The sequence below is a fragment of the Paraburkholderia fungorum genome (assembly GCF_046027215.1).
Classification (GTDB): domain Bacteria; phylum Pseudomonadota; class Gammaproteobacteria; order Burkholderiales; family Burkholderiaceae; genus Paraburkholderia; species Paraburkholderia fungorum_D.
In genome coordinates this window covers 2,489,432-2,511,833 of record NZ_JAQQEN010000001.1, presented here as the reverse complement: position 1 = coordinate 2,511,833, position 22,402 = coordinate 2,489,432, and the positions used below count along the sequence as shown (strand labels likewise).

Annotated in this window: 17 protein-coding genes; 7 read left to right on the top strand and 10 right to left on the bottom strand. The window is 62.0% G+C overall.

Annotation, left to right across the window (positions count from 1 at the left end; translation table 11 throughout):
* The first annotated feature begins 78 nt into the window (after nt 1–78).
* From PQR27_RS11150 to PQR27_RS11140, 3 genes are read left to right on the top strand one after another with little or no spacing between them, the layout of a single operon-like run.
* Complete coding sequence (locus PQR27_RS11150; RefSeq protein WP_408523708.1) at nt 79–3,003, top strand: molybdopterin oxidoreductase family protein; 2,925 nt, start codon at nt 79–81, stop codon at nt 3,001–3,003.
* Nucleotides 3,004–3,013: 10 nt separating this feature from the next.
* Nucleotides 3,014–3,820 carry a 4Fe-4S dicluster domain-containing protein gene (locus PQR27_RS11145; protein WP_408523707.1) on the top strand — a complete coding sequence of 269 codons (807 nt, stop codon included), beginning with the start codon at nt 3,014–3,016 and terminating at the stop codon, nt 3,818–3,820.
* Nucleotides 3,817–4,776 carry a dimethyl sulfoxide reductase anchor subunit family protein gene (locus PQR27_RS11140; protein ID WP_408523706.1) on the top strand — a complete coding sequence of 320 codons (960 nt, stop codon included), beginning with the start codon at nt 3,817–3,819 and terminating at the stop codon, nt 4,774–4,776. The genes PQR27_RS11145 and PQR27_RS11140 overlap by 4 nt, the downstream gene beginning before the upstream one ends.
* A gap of 51 nt (nt 4,777–4,827) precedes the next feature.
* Here the strand turns inward: PQR27_RS11140 and PQR27_RS11135 are convergent, their stop codons facing one another.
* The 5 genes from PQR27_RS11135 to PQR27_RS11115 form a co-directional block, all read right to left on the bottom strand.
* Complete coding sequence (locus PQR27_RS11135) at nt 4,828–5,730, bottom strand: amino acid ABC transporter permease (RefSeq protein WP_408523705.1); 903 nt, start codon at nt 5,728–5,730, stop codon at nt 4,828–4,830.
* A complete protein-coding gene (locus tag PQR27_RS11130) occupies nt 5,727–6,371 on the bottom strand; it encodes an amino acid ABC transporter permease (RefSeq protein WP_408523704.1) in 645 nt (214 codons plus the stop codon). The genes PQR27_RS11135 and PQR27_RS11130 overlap by 4 nt, the downstream gene beginning before the upstream one ends.
* A 13-nt stretch (nt 6,372–6,384) precedes the next feature.
* Nucleotides 6,385–7,224, bottom strand: coding sequence for a glutamate ABC transporter substrate-binding protein (locus PQR27_RS11125; protein ID WP_408523703.1), 840 nt, complete (start codon nt 7,222–7,224; stop codon nt 6,385–6,387).
* A 107-nt stretch (nt 7,225–7,331) separates the two neighbouring features.
* Nucleotides 7,332–8,099, bottom strand: coding sequence for an amino acid ABC transporter ATP-binding protein (locus PQR27_RS11120; RefSeq protein ID WP_408523702.1), 768 nt, complete (start codon nt 8,097–8,099; stop codon nt 7,332–7,334).
* Nucleotides 8,096–9,115, bottom strand: coding sequence for an asparaginase (locus tag PQR27_RS11115; protein WP_408523701.1), 1,020 nt, complete (start codon nt 9,113–9,115; stop codon nt 8,096–8,098). The genes PQR27_RS11120 and PQR27_RS11115 overlap by 4 nt, the downstream gene beginning before the upstream one ends.
* A 104-nt stretch (nt 9,116–9,219) precedes the next feature.
* Between PQR27_RS11115 and PQR27_RS11110 the strand changes: the two genes are divergently transcribed.
* Together PQR27_RS11110 and ilvD are read left to right on the top strand one after the other, a co-directional pair.
* Nucleotides 9,220–10,176 (top strand): LysR family transcriptional regulator, encoded by a 957-nt coding sequence (locus tag PQR27_RS11110; RefSeq protein WP_408523700.1) that lies wholly within the window; start codon nt 9,220–9,222, stop codon nt 10,174–10,176.
* 246 nt (nt 10,177–10,422) lie between these two features.
* On the top strand, nt 10,423–12,285 hold the full coding sequence (gene ilvD, locus PQR27_RS11105) for a dihydroxy-acid dehydratase (protein ID WP_408523699.1): 1,863 nt from the start codon (nt 10,423–10,425) through the stop codon (nt 12,283–12,285).
* A gap of 70 nt (nt 12,286–12,355) precedes the next feature.
* Here ilvD and PQR27_RS11100 read toward each other — a convergent pair whose 3' ends face one another.
* Genes PQR27_RS11100 through PQR27_RS11090 form a run of 3 tightly spaced genes read right to left on the bottom strand, consistent with a single transcriptional unit; the run spans nt 12,356 to nt 16,620 of the window.
* The gene (locus PQR27_RS11100) at nt 12,356–13,909 is read right to left on the bottom strand and encodes an efflux transporter outer membrane subunit (protein ID WP_408523698.1); all 1,554 of its coding nucleotides are present in this window, start codon (nt 13,907–13,909) and stop codon (nt 12,356–12,358) included.
* Nucleotides 13,906–14,982, bottom strand: coding sequence for an HlyD family secretion protein (locus PQR27_RS11095; RefSeq protein ID WP_408523697.1), 1,077 nt, complete (start codon nt 14,980–14,982; stop codon nt 13,906–13,908). Before PQR27_RS11095 ends, PQR27_RS11100 begins: the two co-directional genes overlap by 4 nt.
* A 12-nt stretch (nt 14,983–14,994) precedes the next feature.
* Nucleotides 14,995–16,620, bottom strand: coding sequence for an MFS transporter (locus PQR27_RS11090; protein ID WP_408523696.1), 1,626 nt, complete (start codon nt 16,618–16,620; stop codon nt 14,995–14,997).
* 682 nt (nt 16,621–17,302) lie between these two features.
* Between PQR27_RS11090 and PQR27_RS11085 the strand changes: the two genes are divergently transcribed.
* Nucleotides 17,303–18,259 (top strand): LysR family transcriptional regulator, encoded by a 957-nt coding sequence (locus PQR27_RS11085; RefSeq protein WP_408525463.1) that lies wholly within the window; start codon nt 17,303–17,305, stop codon nt 18,257–18,259.
* A gap of 53 nt (nt 18,260–18,312) precedes the next feature.
* Here PQR27_RS11085 and mug read toward each other — a convergent pair whose 3' ends face one another.
* Together mug and PQR27_RS11075 are read right to left on the bottom strand one after the other, a co-directional pair.
* Nucleotides 18,313–18,888 carry a G/U mismatch-specific DNA glycosylase gene (gene mug, locus PQR27_RS11080; protein WP_408523695.1) on the bottom strand — a complete coding sequence of 192 codons (576 nt, stop codon included), beginning with the start codon at nt 18,886–18,888 and terminating at the stop codon, nt 18,313–18,315.
* Nucleotides 18,889–18,918: 30 nt separating this feature from the next.
* Nucleotides 18,919–19,947 (bottom strand): GlxA family transcriptional regulator, encoded by a 1,029-nt coding sequence (locus PQR27_RS11075; protein WP_408523694.1) that lies wholly within the window; start codon nt 19,945–19,947, stop codon nt 18,919–18,921.
* Between the two features lie 533 nt (nt 19,948–20,480).
* On the opposite strand from PQR27_RS11075, the gene ilvB reads away from it, so the two are divergent.
* Entirely contained in the window at nt 20,481–22,346 is a 1,866-nt protein-coding gene (gene ilvB / locus PQR27_RS11070; protein WP_408523693.1) for a biosynthetic-type acetolactate synthase large subunit, read from the top strand.
* Nucleotides 22,347–22,402 lie beyond the last annotated feature (56 nt).

The window sequence follows — 22,402 nt, the reverse complement described above, 5'->3', positions numbered from 1 at the left end:
CGTCCATCGCTCTTACGATGGCTGAAGCGATTGCCTGAGTTCAACACGGCCATCGCGGAGCGCCTAACGGAGGCAAGCATGGAACACCACGCGCGCACGCAGAACGAGAAGCTCGAGGTCAAAACGACGACGTGTTACATGTGCGCGTGCCGATGCGGCATTCGCGTCCATTTACGCGAAGGCGAAGTGCGCTATATCGACGGCAACCCCGACCATCCGCTGAATCAGGGGGTGATCTGCGCGAAGGGTTCGTCGGGGATCATGAAGCAGTACTCGCCGGCGCGGCTGACCCAACCGCTGATGCGCAAAGCCGGTGCTGAACGCGGCAGCGCCCAGTTCGAGCCCGTGTCATGGGATGTTGCGTTCGCCACGCTTGAAAAGCGCCTTGCCCATCTGCGTGCCACCGATCCGAAGAAGTTCGCGCTCTTCACCGGGCGCGACCAGATGCAGGCGTTGACGGGGCTATTCGCGAGGCAGTTCGGCACCCCGAACTATGCGGCGCACGGCGGCTTCTGTTCGGCCAATATGGCCGCAGGCATGATCTACACAATGGGCGGGTCGTTCTGGGAGTTCGGTGGCCCGGACCTCGACAGCGCAAAGCTGTTTTTCATGATCGGCACCGCGGAGGATCATCATTCGAATCCGCTGAAAATCGCGCTGTCGAAGTTCAAGCGCGCTGGCGGCCGGTTCATCGCAATCAATCCTATTCGCACCGGTTACGCCGCGATTGCCGACGAGTGGGTGCCGATCCGCCCCGGCACCGACGGTGCGCTGTTCATGGCGTTGATCCACGAGCTGATCGAGAGCGACGCCTACGACCACGAGTTCGTCGCGCGCTACACGAATGCCTGCGAACTACTCGACATGAATGCGGATGCCGACACGTTTGGCCTGTTCGTGCGCGATCCCGATGCGCCCGGAGCCAATCCGCTGTTTCCGCAAAACCACTTGTGGTGGGACCTGAACACCCAACGCCCGGTGCTGCATCACACGCCAGGCGCGGTGCCGGCGACGTCGGGCAAATACACGCTCGACGACGGCACGCCGGTGACGCCGTCGTTTGCGTTGCTGCGTGAGCGCGTTGCCGACTGCACGCCGCAGTGGGCCGCTGACATCACCGGCATTCCGGCCGAGACCATCCGCCGCCTCGCGCGCGAGATGGCGCAGACCGCGCGCGATCACAAGATTACGTTGCCGATTCCATGGACCGACGCGTGGGGCGAAACACACGCCACCGTCAGCGGCAATCCGATCGCCTTTCACGCCATGCGTGGACTGGCGGCGCATTCAAATGGCTTTCAGTCGATCCGCGCGCTGGCCGTGTTGATGTCGCTGATGGGCACGATCGACACGCCGGGCGGCTTCCGGCACAAGTCGCCGTATCCGCGGGCGGTGCCGCCCTCGGCCAAACCGCCGAACAGTCCGGACGCCGTGCAGCCAAATACGCCGCTGGCGAGCGGGCCGCTCGGCTGGCCAGCCGCGCCCGAAGATCTTTTCATCGACGCCGCCGGCGAACCGGTACGTATCGACAAGGCCTTTTCGTGGGAATACCCGCTCGCCGTGCATGGCCTGATGCACAGCGTGATTACCAACGCATGGCGCGGCGACCCATACCCGATCGACACGCTGCTGATCTTCATGGCCAACATGGCGTGGAATTCGTCGATGAATACCGTGGAAGTCCGCAAGATGCTGGTGGACAAGCAGGACAACGGCGAATACAAGATCCCGTTCCTGGTGGTGTGCGACGCGTTCCAGTCGGAGATGACGGCGTTCGCCGATCTGATCCTGCCGGACACCACCTACCTCGAACGGCATGACGCGATGTCGATGCTCGACCGGCCCATCTCGGAGTTCGACGGTCCGGTGGATTCGGTGCGTGTGCCGGTCCTGCCGCCGACCGGGGAATGCAAGCCGTTCCAGGAAGTGCTGATCGAACTGGCGAGCCGTCTGAAGCTGCCCGCATTCACGACGGGCGAGGGCACGCGCAAGTATCGCGACTACCCGGACTTCATCGTCAATTTCCAGACCGCGCCGGACTCGGGCGTGGGCTTCCTGATCGGCTGGCGCGGCAAGAACGGCGACAAGGCGCTGGTGGGCGAGCCGAATCCGGATCAGTGGCAACAGTACGCGAACAACAACTGCGTGTTCCACTACACGCTGCCCGAGCCGCTGCAGTACATGCGCGGCGTCAACGGCCCGTATCTGAAGTGGGCGGTGGAACACGGCTTCCGTAAGTTCGACACACCGATCGTGATCCAGCTCTACTCGGATGTGATGCAGAAATTCCGCCTCGCGGCCCAAGGCAAAACCGCGGGCAGGCAACCGCCCGATCATCTGCGCGCGCGCGTGGAGCACTATTTCGATCCGTTGCCGTTCTGGTATGAACCGCTCGAACTCGCCTCCACCGATCTCGCGCGCTATCCGCTCGCCGCCGTCACGCAGCGGCCAATGGCGATGTATCACTCGTGGGACTCACAGAATGCATGGCTGCGGCAGATTCATGGCGAGAATTACCTGTTCATGAATCCGTTGATGGCGCGCTCAAACGGTATCGAAGACGGCGGCTGGATCTACGTCGAATCGCAATGGGGCAAGGTGCGCTGCATGGCGCGCTATAGCGAGGCGGTGGAGCCGGGCACCGTGTGGACATGGAACGCGATCGGCAAGGCCGCCGGCGCCTGGAACCTCGGCCCCGACGCTAACGAATCGCAACGTGGCTTCCTGCTCAATCACCTGATCACCGACGAACTGCCGGGCACGGCGCAGCACGCGGGACGTACCTCGAATTCCGATCCGATCACCGGTCAGGCGGCATGGTACGACGTGCGCGTGCGGATCTATCCGGCCGAGGCCGACGCGGATCATACGTTGCCCCAGTTCGCGCCGATGCAGCCACTGCCCGGGTCAACCGGCGTGCTGCAGCGGATCGTACAGACCTACTTTGCCGGAAGCGGCGAGTTCGCCGCGCGTCTGCGCGGCACCACCAGGCGTAACGGATGAGGAGCATCTCATGACACAGATGGCGCTCGTAATCGATCTCAACGTCTGCGTGGGATGCCATGCGTGCGTGACGAGTTGCAAGGAATGGAATACGTCCGGCGAGGCGGGCAGTCTCGCCGATGTGCGTCCTTACGACGCCGACCCGTCCGGCACCTTCTTTAACCGCGTGCAGACCTTCGAAGCCGGTGAGTTTCCGCTCACCGATACGATTCATTTTCCGAAGTCGTGCCTGCACTGCGAGGATCCGCCATGCGTGCCGGTGTGCCCCACCGGCGCGAGCTACAAGCGCAAGGAAGACGGCCTGGTGCTGGTCGATTTCGACAAATGCATCGGCTGCAAGTATTGCTCGTGGGCGTGTCCCTACGGCGCTCGCGAGCTCGACGAAGAGCGCAAGGAGATGACCAAGTGCACGCTGTGCGCCGACCGCATCCATAACGAAGCGCTGCCCGAACGTGATCGCAAGCCCGCCTGCGTGCTGGCATGCCCGACTTCCGCGCGGCTCTTCGGCGATATCCATGATCCGGATTCAGTGGTGTCGCAGGCGATTCGCGAGCGCGGCGGGTATCAGCTGATGCCGGAATGGGACACGAAGCCAGCCAATCACTATCTGCCGCGTCAGAAGACAGGGGCATGCGGCGGCGAGTCGTGTTCGTGCAAATCGGGCAGTGACGAGGTGGGGTTCGCCGACGCGCCGAGTGCCGCCGCTCCGCTGGATACAGGGCGAGAGCAAGCGCAATTACACGCTGAGGAACGGCGCGCGGCGCCTGGGGTCATGGGGCGCGTGTTCAGTATTCTTGGTCTTGGGAGGCACGCATGAAGCCGGCATTTTCGGTAGTGTTTCTGACCACGCTCTGCGGTGCAGGGCAGGGCCTGCTGATCGCGCTGTTCGGTGTCGAGCTTGCCGTGCATCTTGGCCTGATCGCAGCAAGCTCAGCGCCGCCGCGGATGTTCTTTGTGCTGGGCGCGGCGCTGGTTGTCGTGCTTGGCGGGCTGGGTCTGCTGGCCTCGTTCTTCCATCTCGGACATCCGGAACGCGCCTGGCGTGCAATCGCGATGTGGCGCACGTCCTGGCTGTCGCGCGAATGTCTGGCGCTCCCGGTGTTTCTCGCCTGCGCGTTCGCGTACGGCGTGGCGCACTGGTTTGACTCCACGTGGTCGCTGGCGATCGGTGCGCTGGGTGCGCTGGCAAGCGTCGCGCTGTTCGTCTGCACCGCGATGATTTACGCGTGCCTGCGCTTCCTGCAGGAATGGGCCACGCCGCTCACGATGGTGAACTTCGTGCTGCTCGGTTGCGCATCGGGATTCACGCTCGTCACGACTTGCGCGGCGTGGCTCGCGCCGTCACTGGTTGCCGCACTCGCGGCTTGTGCCTGCGCGCTGACGCTGGGCGGATGTGCGACCCGTGTTGCGTCGCTCGTGCGTAATGCGCGGTTGCGGCCGAAATCGACGGTGCAGAGCGCAACCGGCATCCGGTCGCCGAAGGTCGTGCAGAAATCGCGGGGATTCACGGCGGGCGCATTCAATCTGCGCGAGTTTTTTCACGGGCAGACACCGCAAAGACTGCGCCACATCAAGTGGTCCTTCCTGGTCGCTGCGTTCGCCGTGCCGTTCGTGCTGATTGCGCTGGGCGGCGGTTCATCTTCGGTCGCCGCGTCGGTCTGGTTGCTGACTGCCGCGTGCGCGGTTCAGTATGCGGGGCTTCTCGCGGAGCGCTGGTTCTTTTTTGCGGAAGCACGGCATCCGCAGAATCTGTACTACCGGCAAGTGTCCTGAGATCAACTGAAAAAGGGGGGCCGGCTGCAATGTTTGCAGCCGGGTCCACGCTCAACGCGTCGCCCCCGGGGTGGCTGTTTCGCTTCGCTCCGCTGGGCTCATCTCCGTGACGGAAGTCATGACATCGACTGGAAGGTTCGCCGCGCGTCTCACCGCCTGCCCCTGACGCCGCTCAACCCGGCGCTTCAGATAGAGCAGCGCCGCGCTCACCACGCCGTACATCATCGTGACGATGAATGCCGCCTGCAGCAACGACTGCGGTGCGTAGCTCGACACGTCTTGCGAGCGATGCAGCAGTTCGTCGTACGGAATCACATAGCCGAGCGACGTGTCCTGAACGATCGCCAGCACCGAACTGATCAGCGCCGGCAACATGCTGCGCAGCGCCTGCGGCAGCACCACATACAGCATCGCCTGATGCGGCCGCATGCCAAGCGCCAGTGCGGCTTCACGCTGGCCTCGCGGCAGGGAGAGGATGCCCGTGCGAATCACTTCGGCAGTCAGCGCCGAATGGTGCAATGCCATCGCGAAGACGAGAAAGCCGAGCGCGGGCCAGTCGAAGCCGAGCGCCGGCAGCTCGATCACCATGAAGAGGATCAGCAGCAACAACGGGATTGCGCGGAAGAACTCGATATACGCGCCCGCTGCCTTGCGAACCCACGGCCGGATGGAAAGCCTGCCAAGGGCAAGTGGAAACGCCATTGCAAATGCGACGAGCGCCGAACAGGCGGCGGCTTCGATCGTCGAAACGAGTCCGTCGAACAGGAATTTCGCCGTGCCCCAGTGGAAGAAGATCGCCCACTTGTCGGCATCGAACTGGCCGCTCGCGGCGAGACGGATCGCGATCGCTGCCAGCAATGCGCAGACAGCCAGCGCGCTCACCACTGAAAAAATGCGTTGTCGCGCGCGGCCGACCGGACCGGGTGCTTCGTAGAGGGTGCCAGGACGGTTCATCGCGTCACCGCCATTTTCAGTTCGAGCCGCCGCATCGCGAGACCCAGCGGAATTGTCAGCACCATATAGGCGAACATGGCGCTGGCGAACGTCGGCATGGCCTGCGCGGTTTCGAAGTTGATGCGTTGCGCCGTATACGTGATGTCGAACACGCCAATCGCCGCCGCGATCGACGACGCCTTCAACTGGTTCACGAACAGATTGCCGAGCGGTGGAATCACGCTGCGCATCGCCTGCGGAATCACGACGTTCGACAGCACCTGGATAAACGTCATGCCCATGCTGCGCGCCGCCTCAACCTGTCCCGCCGGCACGGCGTTGACGCCCGCCCGCAGCACTTCGGCAATCCACGCGGCGGTGTAAAAGCCGAGCACCAGCACCGACGACGTGACGAGCGAATACATGAACCCGAGCTTCGGCAGGCCGAACACGAACAGCAGCAGCAACGCGAGCAGCGGCGTCATGCGCATGATTTCGACGTAGATCGCGGCAAACCAGCGCAACGGTGCGAGTGGGCCGACGGCCATGACGGCCAACGCAATACCGAGCACGAACGCCATCGCGAACGACAGCGCCGTGAGCTCGATCGTCACGCCCATCCCTTCGATGAAGCGCCACGCAAACGGAAGCAGGGAGTTCATGAGTTCGTCAGGATCAGCGTTCGATCGTCGGCACTTGCGGCTTGCCGAGTGTGCCTTCCAGGTCCTTCGCGTACAGTTTGTTCCAGGTGCCGTCCTTGATCGACTGTTCGAGCTGCGCATTGATCCAGTCGCGGAATGCGGCGTCGTCTTTCGCTACACCGATACCGTACGGCTCCTGGGTGAACGGCTTGCCGACGATGCGGAATTTGTTCGGCTGACGCAGCGATTCGCCGGCGAGTGTCGCGCCGTCATCCACATACGCATCGAAGCGGCCGTCGGCCACGCCTTCGACGCACGCCGCCGTGTCGTTGAACGTGACGAATCTGGCCTGCGGCGCGAATTTCTTCACGTTGTCTTCGACGGTCGTGCCGTTCAGCACGCAGGCCGTCTTGCCGGCGAGATCCGTCACGCTTTTGATCGACGTATCGGCGCGGCGCGTCAGGATGTCCTGGCCGGCGACATAGTACGGGCCGGCAAATCCGATCACTTTGCGGCGCGCGTCATTGATCGTCAGCGTGGCGATCACCACGTCGACGCGGCCATTCTGCACGAACGGCAGACGGTTCTCCGTGGTCGTCTTCACCCATTCCACGTTATCCGCCGAACCGGTCAGTTTCTTCGCGAGCAGACGCGCGAGATCGCCTTCGAACCCTTCGGTCTGGCCCGTCATCGGATTGCGCACGGAGAACATCAGTGTGTTGAGCGATGTGCCCACCACCAGCTTGCCCTTCTTCTGGATCTTCGCCATCGTCGAATCGGCGGGGAAGCTTTCCGCGGCATAGGCCGGCGCCATCGCGGCGAAGAGGGTGCCGGCAACGCACGTGGCCATTACCGCAATCGATCTGAAACTCATGTTGCATCTCCTCTGTTATGGGACAGGTTGGTCCTGTCGAATGAATTCAAAACCAGCGCGAAACTAACGCAAACCCAGCGCGAAACCCAGCGCGAACCCGCGCGAAATCAGTGCTCCAGAATTCTGGAGAGGAAATCGCGCGCGCGCTCCGAGCGCGGCGCGTTGAAAAACGACTGCGGGTCGGCAATTTCGACGATGCGTCCGCCATCCATGAAGACGATGCGGTCTGCCGCCTGGTGCGCAAAGCCCATCTCATGTGTCACGACGACCATCGTCATGCCGCTGTGCGCGAGTTCGAGCATCACGGCGAGCACTTCGCTCACCATCTCGGGATCGAGCGCCGAGGTGGGTTCGTCGAACAGCATGACTTTGGGGTTCATGGCGAGCGCGCGGGCCAGCGCAACGCGTTGCTGCTGGCCACCCGACAGTTCCGCCGGCACGGCGTCGGCCTTGTGCGCAAGACCGACGCGTGCAAGCAGGCGGCGCGCGACAGCCTCGGCGTCCGCGTGCGACTGACGCAATACCTTGCGTGGCCCCATCGCCACGTTCTGCAGCACGGTGCGGTGCGAAAACAGGTTGAAGGACTGGAACACCATGCCGATCTGCGCGCGCATCGACGCCAGCGCGCGGCCTTCTTCCGGCAGACGCTGACCGGCGAGCAGAATCTCACCGGAGTCGATCGTTTCGAGCCGGTTGATGCAGCGGCACAGCGTGGATTTGCCGGAACCCGACGGGCCGATCACGACCACGACTTCGCCGGGCGCGACGTCGAGATCGATGTCGAACAGCACCTGCTGCGCACCGAAAGACTTGTTCACACCGCGCAGCGAGACCAGCGGCGCTGCGGCGCTACCGATGTGAGCGCTGTCGTTCATACCCATGTCAATTGCACGGTGGATTTGAGTTGGCCGACGGCGGCGCCGCGCACGTTGCGCAGCACCGGGTCGCTCCATTTCGCAAGCGGCGTGTCGTCGGTTTCGAGCGGCAGGCCCAACTGCTTCAGCACGGCGATGGTCGTCGCGTAGACGGCAGCGAAGTCGCCGTCGGCGATCTTGATCGCGACCCCTACGCCCGTGCTGCGAATGCCGATGGTGTGCACGCCGTCAGCGCCGACCTTCGCGACCCAGTCGCCGCCCGATGCGTTGGCCAGCGCGAGATCGCATCGGCCAGTGCCGGACACCATCGCCGGATGCGCGGCCATCGCCGAGAAAATGCGCGTCAGCGCCGCGTCCGTCGCCGCGCCGGAACCCGACGTGCCGGTGGCGAGGCGCGCCCACATCAGCGCGAGGCGCGACAACGGCATGCCGATGTTCGGCGCGCTGCAGCCGTCCACGCCGTACCAGAGATCGGACGCGGCGAGGTTCGAGAGAGTGGCGACATCGCGGCCAATCTCCTGTTGAAGTTCGTGGTCCCGATCCAGGTAGGCGGCACGCGCGTAGCCGTGCATGCAGCAATAACCGAGGAAGCCCGTGTGCTTGCCCGAACAGTTGTGGTGACGCTGGTCGAACACGCTGCCGCGCGGCGGCAGATTGCTCTCGCTGTAATGATCCGGCATGTGTATGCCGCAGCGCAGGTCGGATTCCGCCATGCCGATCTTCGTGAGCATGTTCGTCACGGCATCGACATGCATGTCCTCGCCGCCGTGGCTCGCGCAGGTGAGCGCCAGTTCGGCATCGGTAAAGCCGAAATGGTCCGGGCCGCCGTCGCGCACGAACGGCAAGGCCTGAAACGGCTTTAACGTGGAGCGGGAGAACACCCATGCGTGCGGGTCGCCTGCATGGGCCAGCAACGCGCCGTCGGCGTCGACAACCGCCACGGATCCCCAGTGGATGCGCTCCGTGTGCGCGTTACGGGTAGCGACGACAAGCGGGACATGCGAAGGAAGGGTCATTGCGTGTTTTCAGGTTTGAGCGGACAACGGCAAGTTTAATTATTGCAAAAAAGTGCATTTACACGTAATTTCGAAAACGGTTTTGCACTGGACGCAACACGGAAATGACCCTTAAAAAAGCAAAGGAAGCCGGTCTCGACCACCTGAGCGCGATGCGCGCGCTCGTCCGGATCGTCGAGCTCGGCAGTTTTTCGGCGGCGGCACGCGAGCTGAAGGTCGCAACGTCGACGATCGCGCGCAAGATTACCGCGCTGGAGGAGATGCTCGGCGCGCCGCTGCTGCATCGCTCGACGCATCATGTGGCGCTGACGGAGGCGGGCGATCTGTACCACGCCAGGGCGGTCTCGATGATCGCCGATCTGGACGACACGTTGCGGGTCGTGGCCGAACTGGATTCGGCGCCAAGCGGCCCGTTAAAGCTCACGGCGCCGGTGGCGTTCGGCCGCCGCTATCTGGCGCCGCTCGTCGCGCCGTTTCTCGAGCGCTATCCGGGTATCCAGCTCGATCTTCGCCTCACCGACAATCACAACGACATGGTGATGGGCGGTTTCGATCTCGACATTCACGAAGGCGAGAACTATCTCGACAACCTGATCGTGCAGCCGATTTCGCGCAACGACAGCATCCTGTGCGCGGCGCCGGGCTATTTCGAGCGGCGCGGCCGCCCGCAAACACCCGCCGATCTGGCGCAGCACAACTGCCTGCGTTATCTGCATCCGGAGGGCGATCCACGCTGGCACCTGGCGAACGGCAAGACGGTGCAGTCGGTGCTGCCCTCGGGCAATCTGCAATCGGATCATTCGGAGCTGCTACTGGAGGCGACCTGCGCAGGACTCGGCATTGCCGAGTTCGAAATCTGGCTGATCAGGGATCTTCTGGTGAGCGGAGCACTGGAGGTCGCGCTGCCAAAATACCGGCTCGAAAACGCGCTGACCGGCCGGCAGATCTACATGGCGTATCTGCCGAACCGGCGCTTTTCCACCAAGGTTCGCGTGCTGCGCGAGTTTATGGCGGAGCGCCTGAAGGGGATCGGCGAGTGGCCGGAGCCCTCGCAGGGATGAGGCAGATCCCTGTCTGCCTCGCTTGATCGATAATTAATATCTTTTGCGACCTAATTGCGCCGGAAAAATATATTGGACGTCTTACCGGCGCTCTCGCATTATTCACACCTTCCCAGCGCATACCCTGCACGCAATCGCGAGCCACCGCCTGCGGGGCATCGGTGTGTGCCGGCGCCGTCCGCAACGCCGCATTGACGGGGCCGGGCGTAGTTCTAAATTTAACGACCACAATACTTGAGGAAACAGATGCCTGACTACCGATCACGAACGTCCACTCATGGCCGCAACATGGCCGGCGCCCGCGCCTTGTGGCGCGCCACCGGCATGAAGGACGGTGATTTCGGCAAGCCCATTATTGCGGTGGTGAACTCGTTCACCCAGTTCGTGCCGGGCCACGTGCATCTGCGCGACCTGGGCGCGCTGGTCGCGAAAGAGATCGAGGCGGCCGGCGGCGTCGCCAAGGAATTCAACACCATCGCCGTGGACGATGGCATCGCCATGGGTCACGGCGGCATGCTGTATTCGCTGCCCTCGCGCGAGCTGATTGCCGACTCGGTGGAATACATGGTCAACGCGCATTGCGCTGACGCCATGGTCTGCATCTCCAATTGCGACAAGATCACCCCGGGCATGCTGATGGCCGCCATGCGCCTGAACATCCCGGTGGTCTTCGTTTCCGGTGGTCCGATGGAAGCAGGCAAGGTCAAATCGCCGACCGACGGCCAGGTGATCGCCAAGATCGACCTGATCGACGCGATGATCAAGGCCGCCGACCCCAAGGTCAGCGACGCCGAAGTAGCGGAAATCGAACGCAGCGCCTGCCCGACATGCGGGTCGTGCTCGGGCATGTTCACCGCGAACTCGATGAATTGCCTGACCGAAGCGATCGGTCTGGCGTTGCCCGGCAATGGCACGATCGTCGCCACGCATGCATGGCGCAAGGGTCTGTTCGAACAGGCCGGGCGCCTCGTGGTGGACCTGTGCCGCCGCTACTATCAGGAAGAAGACGCGTCGGTCCTGCCGCGCAGCATTGGCACCAAGCAGGCCTTCGAGAACGCCATGACGCTCGACGTGGCGATGGGCGGTTCGACCAATACCGTGCTGCACCTGCTGGCAGCGGCGCAGGAAGCCGGCGTCGATTTCACGATGTCCGATATCGACCGCATCTCGCGCAAGGTGCCGTGCCTGTGCAAAGCTGCGCCCGCCACCGACAAATACCATATCGAAGACGTGCACCGTGCCGGTGGCATCCTCGGCATTCTCGGCGAGCTGGCTCGCGCGGATCTGCTGGACCTCTCGTGCGGCAACGTGCATAGCGGCACGCTGGGCAACGCCATCGCGAAGTGGGACATCGCCGGCGGCGCGGGCGAAGAAGCGCAGAAATTCTTCCGCGCGGCCCCGGGCGGCATTCCCACCACTGTTGCGTTCAGCCAGGAAGCCACGTTCGCGTCGCTGGATACCGATCGTAAGACCGGCTGTATCCGTAGCAAGCAGGACGCGTATTCGAAAGACGGCGGGCTCGCCGTGCTCTACGGCAACCTCGCGGAGAAGGGTTGTATCGTCAAGACCGCGGGTGTCGACGAATCGCAATGGATTTTCTCCGGGCGCGCACGCGTCTTCGAAAGTCAGGACGACGCCGTCGACGCCATTCTCGGCGACAAGGTCGTGGCGGGCGACGTGGTCGTGATCCGTTACGAAGGCCCCAAGGGCGGTCCCGGGATGCAGGAAATGCTTTATCCCACGTCGTATCTGAAATCCAAGGGCCTGGGCAAGTCCTGCGCGCTGTTCACCGATGGCCGTTTCTCGGGCGGTTCGTCAGGCCTCGTGATCGGCCATGCTTCGCCGGAAGCAGCCGAAGGCGGCACGATCGGTCTGGTGGAAGAGGGCGATGTGATTGAGATCGACATTCCGAACCGCAAGATGCATCTGGTGGTGTCGGACGAGGCACTGGCACGCCGCCGCGAAGCCATGGAGGCTCGCGGCGACAAGGCGTGGCAGCCGGGGGATCGTCAACGTGTGGTGTCCCAGGCGTTGCAGGCCTATGCGGCGCTGGCTACCTCGGCTGACCGCGGCGCGGTGCGGGATCTCTCGCAATTGAAGCGCAAGTAAGACGCAGGTAAGACCGAACGGCTCTGTCGCGATCAGGCGATCAGAGCCGTTCACTGACGTGGCACGACCTTTATTTTGCTGCGTCGACGCGAGGCGTGTCCTGCCTGGCGTACGTCGACTCCCACCCGCCGCCGAGCACCTTGCATAGCGTGATGAGGTTGGCGTCGGCGTCGGCCTTGCTTTGCTCGAGCTGGCTTTGCGCGTCGAGCAACTGTTTCTGTACGTTAAGCACGTCGAGAAAATCGACCGCGCCTGCCTTGTACCGTTGCTGCGCAATCGACAGTGCGCGCTGGTTCAGGCTAACCACCTTTACCAGGCGTTCGTGGCGCCGCTGTTCGGCGTCATAGACAACGAGCGCATCATCCACTTCTCGCCAGGCTTGCAGCACGGTTTGTTGATACGTGATCGCGGCTTCCTGCTGTTGCGCCTCGCGCAGATGGAGTGTTCCCTTGAGGCGCCCGCCTTCGAAGATCGGCAGCGTGATCGACGGCCCGACGACAAACTGGCCGGACGCCCAGTTGGCGAGATTGTTAAGCTGAAGGCTCTGGAACCCTGCGCTGCCGTTCAGCGAGATGCGGGGATAGAAGTCGGCCTTCGCCATGCCGATCCCCGCCGTGGCCGCGTGCAATTGAGCCTCTGCTTTCCTGATGTCGGGTCTGCGCTGCACCAGCTCCGACGGAAAGCCGATCGGCACCTGCGCAGGCAGTGCCGGAACATCATGCGGCTCGGCGAGCATTTGACGCAGCGCACCGGGCTCCTTGGCCAGCAACACGCCGATCGCATTGATCGTGGTCTCGGCACGCGATTCGAGCGTCGGGATCAAGGCTTCGATCGTCTCCGCCTGGGCCATCGCGTTGGCCACATCGAGATCCGTCGTGACGCCTTCGCGCACCCGGTTTTGCGTAAGCTTCGTCGCGTCGCGGGCGATTGCAAGGTTCTGCTTCGCTATCTGCAGCAGAGCCTGCGTGTCACGCAACTGGATGTAGTCTCGCGCAAGTTCAGCGCGGGCCGACAAAAGAACGGCATTGCGGTCCTCGAATGAGGCGTCGCTCAGCGCGGTCGCGGCCTCGACACCGCGGCGAACCCGGCCCCAGATGTCGACTTCCCACGATGCATCCACGCCGAATTGATAGAGGTTGTAAGCCGGCGAACCCGAGGAGCCCGGCAACGGCGCCACGCCAAGCGGCGAGCTGCCCGAGGCCGACTGCGGCTGACTTGCCAGAGGGGGGACGCCCAGCAACGACAGGATGCCGTTCGGACTGCCGCGCTCGCGGTTATAAGATGCGGCGCCGTCCAGTGTCGGATATTCCGCGGCGCCGGCAATGCGTTGCCCGGCCCGGCTTTGCCGCAGACGTGCCGACGCCGCCGCGACGTCGAGGTTCGCATCGGCCAGTTGTTTTTCCAACGAGTCCAGCATGGGATCGTTGAACAGCGTCCACCATTCCTGACTGAATTCGGATTCGATTGCTTTGCTGGGTGCTTGCGCAGACTGGGTGCGATCGAACACGTCGGGCGTGCTTGACTGCGGACGTTCGAAGTTCGGGCCGACGAGACAGCCCGTGAGCATCGAGCACAGCAACACCGCCAGCGCAGGCGTGCGGATGGAGAATTCGCTCGCACTCATTTCTTGTCTGCTCCTTCGCTGCCCGTGTCGGCACGTTTGCCAACGGCGACCTCCGCTTCGACAGAAAGGCCGACGCTCAATTCAGAAGCGGCCTCCTGGCCGCGGTCGATGGTGATCTTGACAGGCACGCGCTGGACAATCTTGGTGAAGTTTCCGGTTGCGTTGTCGGGCGCGATAGGCGCGAAGCTCACGCCCGTGGCGGGCGCAAGACTATCGACATGCCCTTTGATCACCACGCCTGGAAGGCTGTCGACCTTGATTCTCACGGTGTTGCCGGGGCGCATCTTCGTGAGCTGGTTTTCCTGAAAGTTGGCGACGATATAAGCGTCCGACAGCGGGACGATCGCGAGCAGGGGCGCGCCGGCTGTCACGAATGCGCCAACCCGCGCCGAACGCCGGCCCACCTTGCCGTCGATCGGCGCGCGGATCTCCGTATAGGACAGGTTAAGTTTCGCCTGCTCGAGAACGGCCTCGGCGTGGGCCAACGTGCCCACCGCCCTGTCGCGCTGGGTGCGCAGAACGTCGAGGTTCTGCTCAGTCGCGACGAACACGGCCCGGTTGCGCGCCTGCTGGGCGATCTGCTCGGCCAACGTGCTCGAAGCATGCTGTTGCTCCTGCGTGGTTCCCGCGCCGGTTTCCGAAAGGTTCTGGTAACGCGCGGCGTTCGCTCGCGCAAATGCGAGCGACGCTTCATCTGAGCGAAGCGTGGCGCGCGCCTGGTCGACAAGCGCGGGCTGCCGCGCGATCTCGGCTTCATAGTTCGCAACCGAGGCTTTGGCTGCCACCACGTCGGCCTGCGCACTCATCAAGGCGGCGCGGAAGTCGCGGTCATCGATACGAACCAGTAATTGTCCGGTTTTCACCTGCTGGTTGTCTTCGACGAGCACCTCTGAAAGCTGGCCGGCGACACGTGGCGCTACCAGCGTGAAGTCGGCAGTCACATAGGCATCATTTGTGGTCTCGCTATTCGAGTCGGCAATTAGCCTGGTACAAGCCCATATAACGAGGCCGAGTATGACTACACAGGCGGCAATCCGAATGGTTTTGGGCGGAAATCGGGTGACAGATGACATAGATATCGTCGCTTAGCGGGAAGAGGGCGGCGTCGTGCTCCATGGCGGATACACACGCACGGGCAACACCGGGATAACGAAAAGAAACGCGATGGCGATGCCGGCCATCACGCGATAGAGATCCGCCGATGTAAGCACGACGGCCTGCTCGTGGATCCGGTGCGCGAGTTCACCGAGACCATGTGCTGCATCGATGCTTTGGCTTGTCACCAGCGCGTTGTTGCCCAGATGGTCCACGAGCATGCTCGAATGAAAATGTTCGCGCGCGGTGCCCACGCCCTCGATGAGGGCGGTTGCCGCAGCGGCGGAAAAGGTTTTGATCGTGTTGAACATGGCCGAGGCAAACGGACCTTCGGTTGGCGGCAAACCTGTCGTGACGCCCATCAGGATCGCCAGGATCAGCATCGGCTGGCCGACGATCTCCAGCGACTGAAGCACGTAGAAGTTGTCGCGAATCCATTCGGAGTCCATGAAACTGCCCAGGAAGCACGTAGTGGCTATCAGGCTAAGTCCAAGAGCCATGACCCAACGGTGATCGACCTGTCGCAGATTCAGCAGCGTGGCGGTCAGAGGCAGGGAAATCAGGAGCGGAATCGCCACCAGCAGAAACAGCGGCGTGGTTTGCAACGGCCTGTAGCCGTGAATCTGCGCGAGAAACTGGCTGGGAATCGCGGCGACGCCCACGATCAGCGTAACCGCGCCCACCAGCGTGAGAAGCCCGTGCGCGAAGTTTCTGCGGGCGAGTAACTGAAGCTTGAAAAACGGCAGTGGATGAAACCACTCGTTGATCAGGAACACCACCAGCAACAGCGTGCCGCCACCAAACATCGTGGAGATGAATGTTGAATTCAGCCAGTCGAGACGGTCGCCCTGCAGAAAGCCAATGACAAGCATGGCGACACCGGGGTACCCCAGCAGGAAGCCGGTCCAGTTGAACGAGCGGAACCGTTCGAGTTTGAGGGGATCCGACGGCAGTCCCTTGTAGATTGCCACGCAGGCGATGAGGCCAAGCGGCACGATTTGCCAGAAGGCCATTCGCCAGCTGACATATTCCGTCCATAACGCAGCGAGCGGCGTGCTGACCGCTGGCCCGAAGGTCGCAGTGGCCGCGTACCCCGCGAGCCCATACAACTTGACCTTCGGGGGGAGATAACGAAGCGCCACGATAATCAACATCGGCGGCAGGCATCCGCCGGCTATCCCTTGCAGCGCACGCAACACGTACAGGCTGGTCAGGTTCGGCGCGAGGGGGCAAAGGAATCCCAGCAACATGACGGCCAGCACGGAGCCGATCGTAAATCGCTTCAGCGTGAACGTCATTCCGAACCACGGAGCGAATACCATCGTGGCCACGTTGGTAGCCTCGAAGATGGTGGTCACCCACGTCCCATCGTCACGTCCGATCGAGAACGCGCCCTTGATATCGGCCAGCGCCACCGCGGTAACCTGTTCGTTCAATATGGCCAGTAGCGACGCCAGCAGCATGCCGAGCAGGCCAATCGCGAGGCGAAGCGGCAGCTCGGGTTCTTTGGTCGCCTGCTGTGCAGGAATGTCTGCCTCCCGTTTGGAAGCGGGCTCCGGCGATTGTGCGAGCGTCGATTGTGCCGTTCCAGTTGTCCATGGGTTGGCGATGTTCATAAGAGTCCGCTAGGCTACTAGTATTGAATGGGGTATTGCGTCGGGAAGCCTCCCTCTCAAGCACGTGCTCGCGAAGATCCCGGATGCGCCGCGAAAGAGCTTGATCCAATGACCCCATGGTATTTCCCGCGGTCATTCCAACCGGTTCACTCACGTATCGCCGCCGCGCAATGGATTGATCCATTCTAGGAGACCGGCCTGCATTCTTAAAGCCTGGTCAGGTCGCCTATCAGGCCATTTCATTCACAAATCTGGCCAATGTCAGCGCCACTACGACACCAGCGCACCCAGCTGGAAATGATCCTTTTCCGTTCGGTCAACAGAGCAATGTCATCGCGGTGGAGCGGCGCGAGCATCGATGTTTTTACGGCAGGGTTCAGAGATGCTCGGGCAACGGGCGATCGCGTATGGTCAGGTGATTTACGCTAGCGGATCAGGCCGGTACGGCCGTTTGAAGCAGTGAGCGATTAAAAGCGTTCGGCGGTGGCCATTTGTAATCTTCCTTGAGCCAATTGCCGAAAGACAGCATCACCATGCAGGGCATGGCGCCTAGAATCAGGACAGCTTTGTAATGCCCGATGACGCGGCGACCTATCGCTTCCCAGGCCACCGCACATTGATGGGCCGCAGTACACAGTGCAAGCAGTGTCTTGCTGCAAGCACATTCAAGTTGGGATCCAGGATGGACAGATTACGCGAGATGGAGGTTTTCGTCTCCATCGTTGACCGAGGCAGTTTCACCGGCGCGGCAGAGAAACTTGGAATGTCGGCACCCGCGGTCTCGCGGGCGCTCAACTCGCTCGAAGCCCGTTTGGGCGCGCAGCTGCTTGCGCGGACAACTCGTTCAGTCCGGCCGACGGAGGCGGGTATGTCATACCTCGATGCATGCCGCGGGGTGCTGGATGCCATCACGGACGCAGAGGCGACTGTCGCGGCTCGCCAGGACAACCCTGTGGGCACCCTGACCATCTCGGCGCCGGTATTGTTGGGTCAGCGATTCATCGCGCCGCTGGTTGATGCTTACACCCGGCGCTATCCGGACGTCAGCGTGAACGCCGTGTATGCCGATCGCACCACGCGACTTCTCGAGGAGGGCGTGGATATCGCCATTCGTATAGGCCATCTCGGGGACTCCTCGATATACGCAGTGCCGCTGGGTTTTGTACGGCGTCGAACCTATGCGGCTCCTGCTTATCTTGCCGCGCACGGCGAACCTGTTCATCCGAGGGACCTGTCCAATCACCACTGTGTGTCATTCACGGGCGTGACCAGTCCACTCGAGTGGTTGTTCTATGAGAACGGTTTGAGGCTGCCCGTCCGGATCCAGCCGCGAATGATTGTCAACCTGGCTCCCGCAGCCGTGATGGCGGCGGTTGACCGCGTGGGGATCGTGCAATTGTTCTCCTACCAGGCGGCTCCCGAAGTGCTCAATGGCACGCTATTGCCGATCCTCACCGCGTTCGAACCCGAGTCGAGTCCGGTGAATTTGCTGCATGTGGAGCGGCGCGGCGAAAGCGGCAAGATTCGGGCCTTTGTGGAGTTCGTAACCGAGACCTTGCGCAGAAACGTGCACCTTCAATACGTGGAAAGCGCGATGACGATTAATGGGCCCTCCGGCATTCTGGCTCCGGTCAAATAGGGCATGCCGGTGGGCAAGTTGGATCGCGCCGGCTCGGCTACCCAGCGGGTTCTCTAAACCGAAGCAGCCGTTGCGACTGCAAGACGAAGTTCCCGGTAGGCGATCACCAGCGCGTCGAGGCTGAATGACCGGTTCAGGCCGCTGGGATTGGGCAATACCCATACGCGGGCGCCGCCGAATGTGCGTGGTTGCGCGCCCCACTGGATGTCGCGTCTGCCCGACATGGCGGCGAGCGCCATCTTGCCGAGGAAGGCAACGCATTGCGGTGCATGTCGTTCAATCTTCTGCTCGAATTCACTCGCAGCCGCTTTGAACTCCCACTGTGATAGCTCGTCCGCGCGTGCGGTTGGACGCGAGACTACCGCTGTGAGGCCGCAACCATATTGCAGGAGAGTGCGGTCGTCTTCAGGGGCGATCTGTTCGGGCGTAAAGCCCGCCAGATGAACAGTTCGCCAGAACCGATTGCCTCTGCCGGCAAAATGCTGGCCAGTCGATGCCGCAGTGACGCCCGGATTTATTCCGCAAAATACGACTGATAAACCCGGTTCAAGAATATCCGGAAGAGAGGGAAGTGAATCGGTGCAAGTCACGGATGGTGTATGCCTTTTCATTAAGTCGAGCCGCCGCATGCTAAGAGAGCGCAATAAGAGGACGCAAAGCTATCCCATACTTTCCATCCCGGCCGATTCGACTTGCCCGTTCACACCGCTATAAGCCCGCTTTGGCTTGCTTGCCGTGCCGCGGAATCGTTGGCGATACTGTTTGGGCGTGACGCTGAGCCGCCGGAAGAAAGTCGTTCGCATATGCGTGGCGCTATGAAAACCACAATTGAACGCGACCGTCTTGAGCGGAGCATCGGTCTCCTCGAGCAGCTTGCGCGCGGTGTCGACGCGAACCTGCTCGACAAACGCGGACGGCGTCACCTTGGCATACTTCGCGAATAGCCTCGAGAAGGTACGCCGGCTGACTGAGACTGCGCTCGCGAGCTGTTCGATCGAGAGCGCGTCGGTTATGTGCTCGGTCACGTAGCGGAGCACCTTGCCGACGATCGGATCCTGGTCCTTCCGTACGCCGACATAAGGACTGTACTGGGATTGCCCGCCTTCTCGCTGGATATAGACTACCAGACGTTTCGCCACCCGCACCGCGAGTTCGTGCCCCCAGTCTTCCGCGACGAGCGACAGGCACAGGTCGATGCCTGCTGTCACGCCGGCAGAGGTAAAGAGGCGACCGTCACGAATGAAAATCCGGTCAGGCTGCACACATGCCTCGGGAAACTCATCAGCGAGGCGGCCCGCATCTGCCCAGTGGGTCGTCACTTCCTTACCGTCAAGCAGCCCGGCATGCGCAAGCAGGAACGCTCCGGTGCAAACGGAGCCAAACCGTGTTGCGCCGCGCGCCTGATCTTGCAACCATTTCAGAAACTCGCTTCGTGGCACGGAATCGGGCAACTGCGGTCCTCCTGCTATCAACAGCAGGTCAAATGGCGTGTTGAAGTCGGCATAGCCATAAGGAACCAGAATCTGCATCCCGTTCGAGCAGGACACGGCGCCGGCCCGCTCGCCAACGAGCAGGACCTCATATCTCTGATGCTCAGGTAGAAATGTGTTTGCTTCTGCGAATACGTCCAGGGGGCCTGCTACATCCAGCGCCTGCACACCATCGAATAAGACAATGGCGACTTTCATGCCGTGACCTTCATTGATTGTAAGCACACTGCCGTTGATAGCGTCAGTTGGCGCTTCACCATAACAAAACAGGCAAGCGCGATGAACCGCAACAACAGGCAGCTGCCCAGCTTACCTTGCTGGCCGAGTTTCGAGTGTGTCGCGTCATGAAAGTGTTTTCCCGATTGTTGCCAGAATATGAAGTTTTAACGGCGCCGCTTATACGATAGTCTCGATCCGACGTGACGCACCGCAGCATGGCCGATATATGGGGGCATCGCATGGCTCAGATCCGGTCCACCTTGGCCCATATGCAGCCTTCTTGCGTGTGCGCACAGCGTCAATCGTTGTCAGAATAGGTGAAAACCATTCCTCACGATTCTTCCAGAAGCACATCAAAAAAGTGCTAGATGGGCTACGCCTGATACGGAGAACCCGTCAAGGCAATGGCCCATGAGCTGGTACGGAACATACGCTGTTCTCGAGTTGGAAGGAAATCGCCCTTTGATTTTGGCCGCTGACCGTGTCAGCGCCCGTTTCCATGCGAGCCAGCCATGACCCAAAACCCCAATGCTGATTTAAAAGCCCTCCTGAAACCGCCGGTTGCCGGCGAAGCGATGTCGGGCGCCGACATCATCCTGCGCGTACTCAGCGAACAGGGCGTCGACACCGTATTCGGTTATAGCGGCGGTGCGATTTTGCCGACCTACGACGCTGTCTTTCGGTTCAACGAAATGCACGCGGCCAATCCCGAGCGGCAGATCAAGCTCGTGGTGCCCGCCAATGAGCAGGCCGCCGGCTTCATGGCCGCGGGTTATGCGCGCGCGAGCGGAAAAGTCGGCGTATTCATGGTGACGTCGGGTCCTGGCGCGACCAACGCGGTGACGCCAATCGCCGACTGTAACGGTGATTCGGTCCCCGTTGTCCTTATCTCCGGACAGGTACCGCGTGCCGCGATCGGCAGTGATGCTTTCCAGGAAGCGCCAGTCTTTAACATCATGTCGGCGTGCGCAAAGCAGGTGTTTCTGGTTACCGACCCGGAAAAGCTGGAGCAGACACTGCGGACAGCATTCGAAGTCGCGCGCACCGGCCGTCCCGGCCCGGTTGTCGTGGATGTGCCGAAGGACATCCAGAACTGGACCGGCATCTACCATGGGCAAGGTACCCTGGAATTTCGAGGCTACTCCGACCGTCTTCGGAAGGTAGCCAAAGGTGCTCGTCTCGAAGAGGATAAGCGCAGCGAATTTTTCGACCTGCTCGCGCAAAGCAGGCGACCGCTGCTGTATGTCGGCGGCGGCATCATTACGGCCGGCGCGACGGCGGAGTTGCGTCAGTTTGCGGAGCGCTATCGGATCCCGGTGGTGAACACGTTGATGGGTCTCGGCACAATCTCCGTGAAACACGAACTCGGGCTTGGCATGCTGGGCATGCACGGCGCAGCGTGTGCGAATTACGCGGTGGAAGATTGTGACTTCCTGATCGCGGTGGGCGCCCGCTTCGACGACCGGGTCGCTGGCGGCCGCCCCCACGCATTCGCGCCGGGAGCGCAGTATGTCGCGCACATCGATATCGACGAGGCGGAGATCAACAAGGTTAAGCGGGCGCACTGGACGCATGTGGGCGACGCGAAGGATACCTTGCTGTCGCTGATGAAGCACGATACAGCCGTGCAGGCGCCTTTGGACTGGCTCGAGCATATCAGGGAACTGAAGCGGGTCTACGCTATGAACTACGACCGGAACAGTCCGTTGATTCAGCCGCAGCGCGTGATCGAAAAGCTCAGTGACATTACCGGCGGGCGAGCCATTGTCACCACCGGCGTGGGTCAGCACCAGATGTGGGCTGCGCAGTTTTTCGACTTCGTCGCGCCGCGGAGCTTTCTGACGTCAGGCAGTATGGGGACGATGGGCTTCGGACTGCCCGCAGCGATCGGCGCCCAGATGGCGCGACCGGATGCCCTTGTGATCGACATCGATGGTGACGGCAGCATCCGCATGAACATCGGCGACCTGGAGACGGCAACGACGTATGGCGCGCCTGTGAAGGTGCTGCTGCTCAACAATGTCGGTGACGGGATGATCCGGCAGTGGCAGCGTCTATTTTACGACGGGCGGTTGATGGTGAGCGACAAGTCACTTCATCGTAAAGACTTTGTCATGGCGGCACAGGCCGACGGATTCGAGTTTGCCCAGCGCGTTGAAACGCTGAGCGAGCTCGAGGACAAACTCAGGGCCTTCGTGGAATTTGACGGTCCGGCTTTCCTCGAAGTCATGATCGACTACAACGCTGATGTGTTTCCGATGGTAGGGCCTGGGCAAAGCTACTCGGGCATGATCACCGGGCCGTTTATTCCGTCCCGGTCCGAGCGTGACGCCGAAGGGAAGGGCGCAGTGCGTCAGGCGGCCGCGGATATGTTCTAATCCTGCCTGGTCTGCGAACCGCTCGCAGACGCGTCCACGCGCGCTTTCCCTGGGGT